7 protein-coding genes are annotated in these 7,774 nt (G+C 71.6%); 1 reads left to right on the forward strand and 6 read right to left on the reverse strand.

Annotated features, from left to right (window positions below):
* Positions 1-42: 42 nt before the first annotated feature.
* The 5 genes from FNH04_RS36945 to FNH04_RS36965 all read right to left on the reverse strand — a co-directional run bounded on the left by FNH04_RS36945 (position 43) and on the right by FNH04_RS36965 (position 5,352).
* Positions 43-492: an imidazolonepropionase-like domain-containing protein gene (locus FNH04_RS36945; RefSeq protein WP_152790212.1), complete on the reverse strand. Its 450-nt coding sequence runs from the start codon at positions 490-492 to the stop codon at positions 43-45.
* A 7-nt stretch (positions 493-499) separates the two neighbouring features.
* The gene (gene mqnC, locus FNH04_RS36950) at positions 500-1,714 is read right to left on the reverse strand and encodes a cyclic dehypoxanthinyl futalosine synthase (RefSeq protein WP_322724920.1); all 1,215 of its coding nucleotides are present in this window, start codon (positions 1,712-1,714) and stop codon (positions 500-502) included.
* A gap of 69 nt (positions 1,715-1,783) precedes the next feature.
* Positions 1,784-2,518 carry a prepilin peptidase gene (locus tag FNH04_RS36955; protein ID WP_322724922.1) on the reverse strand — a complete coding sequence of 245 codons (735 nt, stop codon included), beginning with the start codon at positions 2,516-2,518 and terminating at the stop codon, positions 1,784-1,786.
* Between the two features lie 41 nt (positions 2,519-2,559).
* A complete protein-coding gene (locus tag FNH04_RS36960) occupies positions 2,560-4,269 on the reverse strand; it encodes a serine/threonine-protein kinase (RefSeq protein WP_152790213.1) in 1,710 nt (569 codons plus the stop codon).
* A 234-nt stretch (positions 4,270-4,503) separates the two neighbouring features.
* The gene (locus FNH04_RS36965) at positions 4,504-5,352 is read right to left on the reverse strand and encodes a menaquinone biosynthetic enzyme MqnA/MqnD family protein (RefSeq protein ID WP_322724925.1); all 849 of its coding nucleotides are present in this window, start codon (positions 5,350-5,352) and stop codon (positions 4,504-4,506) included.
* A 403-nt stretch (positions 5,353-5,755) separates the two neighbouring features.
* Between FNH04_RS36965 and FNH04_RS36970 the strand changes: the two genes are divergently transcribed.
* Positions 5,756-5,959 carry a cold-shock protein gene (locus FNH04_RS36970; protein WP_010986243.1) on the forward strand — a complete coding sequence of 68 codons (204 nt, stop codon included), beginning with the start codon at positions 5,756-5,758 and terminating at the stop codon, positions 5,957-5,959.
* 282 nt (positions 5,960-6,241) lie between these two features.
* Here the strand turns inward: FNH04_RS36970 and FNH04_RS36975 are convergent.
* The coding region (locus tag FNH04_RS36975; RefSeq protein WP_152790214.1) for a hypothetical protein at positions 6,242-7,774 on the reverse strand (1,533 nt) is incomplete at its 5' end.

The raw sequence follows: 7,774 nt of genomic DNA on the forward strand, positions 1-7,774 counted from the left end.
CCCCGGGGATGGGACGGGTAGGGGCGGCGGGGGCGAGGAAAGTCAGCGGCGGCGATGGACCAGGCGGCCCGCGCACACCGTGGCCACACAGACACCGCTCTCGTCCAGTACCGCGAGATCCGCCCGGCCACCCCGCACGAGGACCATCGGGCGGGCACCCGGCAGCACCGCGACGCCGTTCCGCTCGGCGACCGCCCTGAGTTCGGGGGTGCCGGCGTACTCCTCCAGGACCGCCAACGCACCCGACTTGAGCACCGCGTGGATACGTTCCCGCGGTGTCGGCGCCTCAGGAAGCGGGCCCTCGTGGATCCGGGCGGGGCCGAGGACGCCGGGCCAGTGGCGTACACGGGCGCCCTGGAACCGCTCCTGGATCTCGGCCAGCGGTCCCACCGCGGCGACCCGGGAGCCCTCCACGGCGACGGCACCGCTCTTGACCGGCTCCGGGTCGTCCCAGCGGTACCGCACCTCGTCCGCGGCGTGAATCGTCAGCATGCCCGGGTCAGTTGGACGCCAGCAGCTTCAACTCGGGGTGAGCCGTGCCGCCCTCGATGGCGATCGACGAGATGTGCGAGGCCACGCGCTCGTCGACAGGGTCGTTCGCCGGATCGTCGTGGACGACGATGTGCTCGTACGTCGTGGTGCGCTGCGCGGGGACGCGGTCCGCCTTGCGGATCAGGTCGATGATCTCCTGCCGGTTGGAGCGGTGCTTGGCGCCGGCCGACGACACCACGTTCTCCTCCAGCATGATCGAGCCGAGGTCGTCCGCGCCGTAGTGCAGGGAGAGTTGGCCGATCTCCTTGCCGGTGGTCAGCCAGGAGCCCTGGATGTGGGCGATGTTGTCCATGAAGAGGCGGGCGATGGCGATCATGCGCAGGTACTCGAAGATCGTGGCCTGCGTACGGCCCTTGAGGTGGTTGTTCTCCGGCTGGTACGTGTACGGGATGAAGGCCCGGAAGCCGCCCGTCCGGTCCTGCACGTCACGGATCATGCGCAGATGCTCGATGCGCTCGGCGTTCGTCTCGCCGGTGCCCATCAGCATGGTGGACGTGGACTCCACGCCCAGGTTGTGTGCGGTCTCCATGATCTCCAGCCAGCGCTCGCCGCTCTCCTTCAGCGGAGCGATGGCCTTGCGCGGCCGCTCGGGCAGCAACTCGGCGCCCGCGCCCGCGAAGGAGTCAAGACCGGCGGCGTGGATCCGCTGGATGGCCTCCTCCACGCTCACCTTGGAGATCCGGGCCATGTGCTCGACCTCGGACGCGCCGAGGGAGTGGATGACCAGCTGCGGGAACTCCTTCTTGATGGCGGCGAAGTGCTTCTCGTAGTACTCCACGCCGTAGTCCGGGTGGTGCCCGCCCTGGAACATGATCTGCGTGCCGCCGAGCTCGACGGTCTCGGCGCAGCGGCGCAGGATGTCGTCCAGGTCCCGCGTCCAGCCCTTGGCCGTGTCCTTCGGGGCGGCGTAGAACGCGCAGAACCTGCACGCCGTCACGCAGACGTTCGTGTAGTTGATGTTCCGTTCGATGATGTACGTCGCGATGTGCTCGACACCCGCGTACCTCCGCCGCCGTACGGCGTCCGCGGCGGCGCCCAGCGCGTGCAGCGGCGCGTCGCGGTAGAGGACGAGCGCCTCCTCCGGGGTGATCCGCCCACCCGAGGCGGCGCGGTCGAGGACGGCTGAGACATCAACAGCGGTGAGGTCGGCCTTCTCGGTCACCGGGCGTCCCTTTCCTAAGGGGGTGGACGGACCGAACCAGCCTACGTCAGGGGCCGGGATCACCCGGCGTCAGGCCGCGTACGCCTCCAGCAGCACTCCCGCGAACGCGCCCGCGATCAGATACGGCCCCATCGCGACCGGCGTCCTGCGCCCGGCGCGCCGCAGGGCCACGAGCACCGCCACATGCACGCTGCCGAACACGGACGCGGCGAACGTGCCCAGGAACAGCGCCCCCCACCCGTACCAGCCGAGCACCGCCCCGAGCCCGAGGGCCAGTTTCACGTCGCCGAAGCCGAGGGCGATCGGTCTGATGAGGAAGAAGAGGAAGTAGAAGCCGCCGAGCGCGAGCGCCCCGGACAGCGCCGTACGCCACTGGCCCGCGTGCTCCGGCAGGAGCGCCGCCGCGCCCAGCAGCACGAGCGCCGTACCCGCGAGCGGCAGCGTCAGCACGTCCGGCAGCCGCTGCACCTTCAGGTCCACCAGGGTGAGCAGGACCCCGACCGGTGCGAGCAGCAACCAGACGGCCAGCTCGGGCCGGGTACCGGTGGCGAGCGCGAGGGCCGCGCACACCAGGGCGGTGACCAGGGCGGTGACGGGTGTGCTCGGACCGTACGGCGCCTCCACGCACCGGGCGCGCCCGAGCCAGCCGCGCGCCAGGCCCCTGATCGGGTGCCCGGCCGGGCAGACGTCCCGCCAGCTCTCCTCCGGCTCGACCGCCAGCCGGTACGCGGCCCGCGGCACCAGCACACCGGCGGCCGCTCCCCACACGGCGGCGGCGACGGTCAGCGCGAGGTCGAGATCCACGCGCCCACCCTATGGGGAACCCGACTCCCCCGCCGCGCCCGCTACTTGATCCTCGCCATCCGGGCCACGGGGTCGCCGGCCTCCGCGTTGTCCGTCTCGTACGTCAGCTCCTCGCCGGCCGGGATGAGGCGGACCTCGTGCTCGCCCGTCGTGCACACGCCGGGGTTGTCCTTGTCGGCGACGCTGGTCGCGACGATCTGCTTCGCGGTGACCTTCTTCAGCACGAGTACGTCGTCGCAGACCCCGCCGATGAGGTCGGTGGACCGGAACGTGCCCAGCTTCCCGCCCACCTCGGTCTGCCGGAGGGTGACGCGGAACGTGCCCGCGGGAAGCTTCCCGTTCAGGGCGTAGCCGGCGCCCTCCCATGTCCCGAGGTACTTCTCGGGCACGATCCTCTTCGTGTCCGGCACGCCGTCCGCCGGCGCGGAGGCCTCCGGGCCCGACTCCGAGGGGTCCGACTGGTTCTCGCTGCTGCTCGCGTCGTCGTGTGCTCCGTCGTCTCCCAGGAAGCCGAACGCGAAGACCGACCCCACCGTCACGGCGGCGAAGGCGCCCGCGACCGCCAGGGCGACCGTGCAGCTCACCTTCCGCCCGCGTCCGTCGGCCCCGGGTGCGGAGGTCGCGGCCACGCTGACCGAGAGCTTGCCCGGCGCCGCCCGCTCCGGAGTCTCGGGTCTTCTCGGCTCCGGCACGCCCGTGGTCCTGTCCGACGGCATGACGGGCGGCGGCCCGAACACCCCTGCCACGGCCAGGCCCTCGGAGCCCCCGCCACCGGAGGAAGCACCCGTGGAACCCCCCGTCCCCGAGCCCACCGAAGGGCTGCTGAACCCCACCGGCCCGGACGCCGGGGTCTGAGCCGCCTCCAGGTTCAGCAGGTGTACGGCGCTCCGGCTGACCTGTTCCACCAGAGGGCCCGGAAGCCAGCCCGCCGCCACCGGCCGGGCCGCGCCCTCGGGGGCCAGGGTGCGGGCCACCTCCTCCGGGGCCGGGCGGCCGTCCGGGTCCTTCGCCAGGCACCGCCGCACCAGTTCGCGCAACTCGCCGTCCAGCGAACCGAGTCGCGGCTCCTCGTGGACGACCTTGTAGAGCAGCGCCGCCGACGAGTCCCCGGGGAAGGGGGACTCCCCCGTCGCCGCGTACGTCAGGACCGCGCCCAGGGAGAAGACGTCCGCCGCTCCCGTGACCCCCTTGCCGAGTATCTGCTCGGGTGACATGTAGCCGGGCGAGCCGATCGAGACGCCCGTGGAGGTGAGGGACGCCGTGCTGTCCGTGGCGCGGGCGATACCAAAGTCGATGAGGAGCGGACCGTCCACGGTGAGCAGGACGTTCGAGGGCTTCACGTCCCGGTGGACCAGGCCGAGCGCGTGCACCGCCGTCAGGGCCTCCGCGAGGCCGGCGCCCAGGACCCGCACGGTGTGGAGCGGGAGCGCCCCGGTGTCCGCGATCGCGGCCGCCAGCGAGGGGCCCGCCGCGTACGCCGTGGCCGCCCACGGCACCGAGGCCTCCGGGTCCGCGTCCAGCACGGGGGCCGTCCACGCGCCGCCCACCCGCCGCGCGGCGTCGACCTCGCGCCGGAACCGCGCCCGGAACTCCTCGTCCAGCGCGAAGTGCGGATGGACGACCTTCACGGCGACGGTACGGCCGCCGACGCTGCGTCCCAGGTAGACGCGGCCCATTCCGCCCGAGCCGAGCCTGCCCAGCAGCCGGTACGGTCCCACTGCCGTGGGTTCACCGGTCTCCAGCGGTTGCATGCGGCCATACCTCCCCCGTGTCCCCGACTCCCAGAAGCGTAGTGCCGCCGCCCGGAGCCGGGGGGAGTCTCGTCCGCCCGGTTCGGTGGGCGGGCCGTTGCGGGTGAGTATGTGGCTGTTCGCTCCCCTGACAACTCATGGGCACCCGGCCCCATGACGTACCGGGAATTTCACAACCCACCGCACCTCGAATTCGCCGGGAATTCAGATGCCGTTACGCCTTCTCACGGCTTCTCACGGCTTCAGCAGGTCCACCCGCACATCCGACGCGAAGCCCGTCGTCGCTCCCACCCGGCGGGCGAACTCGTTCACCGCTTCCAGCTGTGGTTCGCCGAAACGGAAGTCGAGTGTCGTGAAGTAACGCTCCAGGACCCTCTCGTCGAAGGCCTCCCAGCGGGCCGCCTGTTCCGCGACCTTTCCGACCTCGTCCAGGGACAGGTCGCGGGAGGCCAGGAACGCCTCGTGCACCTTCCTGGTGACGACGGGCTCCCGCTCCAGGTAGTCGCGCCGGGCCGCCCAGACCGCGAAGACGAACGGCAGGCCCGTCCACTCCTTCCACATGGCGCCCAGGTCGTGCACGTCGAGGCCGAACTTCGCGCCCTCGTGCAGGTTGGCCCGCAGCGCCGCGTCACCGATGAGCACGGCGGCCTCGGCCTCCTGCATCATCAGCGGGAGGTCGGGCGGGCAGGTGTAGTACGACGGGCGGACGCCGATCTGCTCGGCGAGCAGCAGCTGTGCGAGCCGTACGGACGTGCGCGAGGTCGAGCCGAGCGCGACACGGGCGCCGTCCAGTTGGTCCAGGGGCACCTGGGAGACGATCACGCAGGACATCACCGGGCCGTCGCAGCCGACAGCGATGTCGGGGAAGGCGACCAGGTCGTCCGCGTGCCTGAGGAACTCGACGAGCGTGATCGGCCCGATGTCGAGATCGCCCTGCACCAGCTTCTCGCTGAGCTTCTCCGGGGTGTCCTTCGTCAGCTCGAAGTCGAGGAGCGTTCCGGTCCGCGCCAACCCCCAGTACAGGGGAAGGCAGTTGAGGAACTGGATGTGGCCGACGCGCGGCCGGGTGCGAGATTTGTCCACATCGCGAGGCTAGCCCTCATGGGGTACGGTGCACCCTTCGGGGTGGCGTCCGTGACTCGGCGTGGGCCCCCGGGCGAGGTTTCCGCCACGACATGTACACGTCTGCTCGACATGATCGCGACGTGATCTCGACATGACACGTGTCGGTTGGACACAGCCGTCCCGGCGACCTCGTTTTCGAGATCTTCAAACGTCCGGGTGACGTGATCTTGCCCTCTATTGCTTCCGGCTGCCCGCGTGCTAGGCTCGCCGCAAGTTGCAGTTTGGTTTCCTTGCAGTACAGAGCCTGCGGAGCATGTGACCGCGGGCTCTCGTCGTTTTCAGACGTATGCAGTTGTGCAGCACTTGCATTCACACTTGCAGGTTCTGGAGCAGGGCAACCCTTTGGGCCCAAGGAGGGCTTATGGCTACCGGAACCGTGAAGTGGTTCAACGCCGAAAAGGGCTTTGGATTCATCGCCCAGGAAGGCGGCGGCCCCGACGTCTTCGTCCACTACTCCGCGATCAACGCGAGCGGTTTCCGCTCCCTCGAGGAGAACCAGTCGGTTTCCTTCGACGTGACCCAGGGCCCGAAGGGCCCGCAGGCGGAGAACGTCACCCCGCTCTAAGCACGGGCTCGCCCAGCCTCGTGCTGTGAGCCTCTTGCTCTGATCCGGACCTGATAGCAGTACCCAAGGAGCCCCGCGCCGTCCGGCAGCGGGGCTCCTGCCTTGTGCACGCACCACCGGGCCGGGGCGACGGCCACGGCCCGCCGGGATGGCCGTCGCCCTGGCCCGGTGGTGCGTACCGTCGTGGTGGCGCTCGGGACCGCGGCCACCACGGCGCCGCCGCGGGCCGCCGCTCTCACCTGGACGGACGTACGGTTCGGGTGAACGGGGGCCCGGCCGGGGTCAGCAGTGGCCCGGAGCCGGGTCGGCCCCGTACTCGGAGCTGATCCGGTAAGCACCCGGCCGGCTGACGGTCAGCCGGGTGAACTGGCCGTCCCGCGTCAGGCACCCTCCGTCGGTGCGCAGCCAGGGCGAGTACGCCACCCGGATGACGACCGCGCCGGGCCTCGGCACCCGGACGTCGACCTCGGCGCTGGTGGTCCGTACGACGGTGGCGGGCGCCGAGACGAGAGGTGCCGCGTCGCGCACCCGGTAGACCTGCCAGTGGGCGTCGTGCCACACCGGCTCCAGCCACTCGGGCCGGCCCTCGCGCACCAGGCGCGCCTCCTCCTCGGCGTATCCGTCGGGTTCGGCCAGCGGCAGGACGACGAAGCCGACCGCCCAGTGGTCCAGCCAGGCGCGGTAGGCGGCCGCGGAGAAGGTGCCGTCGTAGAAGAGGCGGGCGCGTTCCATGTCGAGCTGGCGGTTCCAGCCCCGGGCCAGGTTGACGTGGGGGGCGAGTCCGGAGGCCTCGCGGTGGTCACGGGCCGGGACCACCTCGACCCGGGTGCGGTCGGCGCCGAGTCCCCGCAGGGCCTCTGTCACGCCCCGCGTGTCGGCGGCCCAGGCCGGCACACGCGTGGTCACCCTCAGGTCGGCGACGGTCTTCGCGCCCACCCAGCCGAGCGAGAACAGCAGAGCCGTGAGCAGGGCAGCCCGCCGCAGCCGGGTCCTCGGCGGCGCGTTCAGGAGTACGGCGCACAGCGCGGCCGGGGCGAACAGGGCCGCGAACCGCTCGATGTTCGTCCCGATCGGCGAGGGCACCAGATACACGAGGACCGTCCCGACCGCGTACACGACCCCGCTCCACCGGGCCACGCGCCAGGCGCGCGGGGCCAGCGCGGTGACCGTCAGCCCGAGCAGCGCGGGTGTCGGGATCCGCCCGGCCGGCATCAACTGCTCGCCGGAGAACGGGAAGAGGGCGGTGGTCACCCCGACGACCGCGGCGGGCGGCACGAGCAGGGCACCGGCCCGCACCCCGTCCCGTACGGCGAGGAAGCCCGCCCCCACCACGGCCACGAACAGCCCGGCCACGGGACTGGCCAGGGTGGACAGCGCCGCGCACACCGACGCGAGCACCACCCGCCGCTCCCCCGTCAGCAGCACGCAGGCTGCCAGCCCGAAGGCGACACCGAGCGCGAACGTCGTACGGCCGGACGCGACGTTGCACCACAGCGCGAAGGAGGCGAGCAGCGCGGGACCGACGGGACCGCGTACCCCGGACCGTACGATCAGCACGGCCGCCAGCCACGACGCCGCGAGCCCGGAGGCCACGGTCACCGTCCGCACCCCGAACGCGGCCATCACATAAGGGGAGAGGACGCTGTAGTTCGCGGTGTGCATCCCGCCGTACCAGAACAGGTTGTACGCCGAGTCGCCGTGCCGGGCCGCGAAGTGCGCCCACGCCTCCTGCGCGGCCAGATCTCCACCGCCCGTGGCGAGGAGCAGGGCCCACACCGCGTACAGCGGGACGAAGGGGAGCGTGGCGAGGAGGGG

Origin of the sequence: Streptomyces phyllanthi (genome assembly GCF_009377205.1) — a bacterium.
Taxonomy (GTDB): domain Bacteria; phylum Actinomycetota; class Actinomycetes; order Streptomycetales; family Streptomycetaceae; genus Streptomyces; species Streptomyces phyllanthi.